The sequence below is a fragment of the Methylobacterium sp. BE186 genome (genome assembly GCF_031457035.1).
Taxonomy (GTDB): Bacteria; Pseudomonadota; Alphaproteobacteria; order Rhizobiales; family Beijerinckiaceae; genus Methylobacterium; species Methylobacterium segetis.
Genome location: NZ_JAVDVV010000070.1, coordinates 1 through 1,262 on the forward strand (window position 1 = coordinate 1; position 1,262 = coordinate 1,262).

Sequence of the window (1,262 nt, forward strand, 5' to 3'; positions counted from 1 at the left end):
TGGTCCGCCCCCACGCGGTGGCCCAGGTTGGAAGTTAGTGCACGGTCGGCCGCTCCACCACGGACAGTCTGGCCGGCGCGGCCGGCCAACCGGCGAAGGCGGGCATGAACACCTCTGGGGCTGGCGGTCGGTAGCCCAATGACCCGTGCGGTCTGACCGTGTTGTAGTGACGTCTCCAGCTCTCGATCATGATCTGTGCCTCCTTGAGCGTGTAGAAGATCTCGCCATTGAGGAGTTCGTCCCGCAGGCATGCGTTGAAGCTCTCAACGTAACCGTTCTCCCACGGTGAACCGGGTGCGATGTAGGCCGTCTTGGCGCCGACGCCCGTGATCCAGCTCTGCACAGACTTGGCGATGAACTCAGGTCCATTGTCCGAGCGGATGTGGCTTGGCACTCCGCGCAGGATGAACAGATCGGACAGCACGTCGATCACGTCCGCTGCCTTGAGCTTGCGGGCGACCCGAATGGCCAGGCACTCGCGCGTGAACTCGTCGATGACGTTGAGCATCCGGAACTTGCGCCCATCATGCGTGCGCGCCTCGACGAAGTCATACGACCAGACGTGGTTGGGGTGCTCTGGCCGTAGCCGGAGGCAGGAGCCGTCCCCCTCCCACAGCCGACCACGCTTGGGCTGCCTGGCCGGCACCTTCAGCCCCTCGCGCCGCCAGATCCGCTCCACCCGCTTGTCGTTGACCAGCCAGCCGGCTGCCTTCAGCAGCGCGCTGATCTTGCGGTAGCCGTAGCGCCCGTACTTCTCTGCCAGTTCGACAAGGTCGGCGGTCAGCGCCGCCTCGTCATCGCGGCCCCGCGGCACCTTGCGCTGTGTCGAGCGATGCTGACCGAGCGCCCGACAGGCGCGGCGCTCGGAGACGTGCAGGACGTCCATCACGTGCTCGACACAGGCGCGCCGGCGCGCGGGGCTCAGAAGTTTCCCCGGGCCGCCTCCTGCAGGATCAGCTTGTCCAGCGTCAGATCCGCAATTGCCTTGCGCAGCCGCGCGTTCTCCGCCTCCAGATCCTTCATGCGCCGGACCTGGCCTGACTTCAGCCCCCCGTACTCTTTGCGCCAGCGATAGTAGGTCACCTCGCTCACGCCGATCGCGCGGATTGCCTCGGCCACGCTCTGGCCTTGTGAGATCAGCACGTCCGCCTGCCGCAGCTTGGCAACGATCTCCTCTGGCTTAGGTCGCTTCGCCATCTCGTCCGTCCTCCAGGCTCAATAGCCATACCAAAAGGGCGGACCACTCCCGTGGGGACGGATCA

At 65.7% G+C, this 1,262-nt stretch carries 1 protein-coding gene; it reads right to left on the minus strand.

Features of this window, described 5'->3' with window-relative positions; all coding sequences use genetic code 11:
• Positions 1 to 34: 34 nt before the first annotated feature.
• Positions 35 to 1,197, minus strand: a protein-coding gene (locus tag J2X36_RS26760; RefSeq protein WP_310355256.1) for an IS3 family transposase whose coding sequence is annotated in 2 segments (ribosomal slippage) — positions 35 to 936 and positions 936 to 1,197 — 1,164 coding nt in all. Because the reading frame shifts where the segments join, the coding sequence is not laid out codon by codon here.
• Between the last annotated feature and the right edge of the window lie 65 nt (positions 1,198 to 1,262).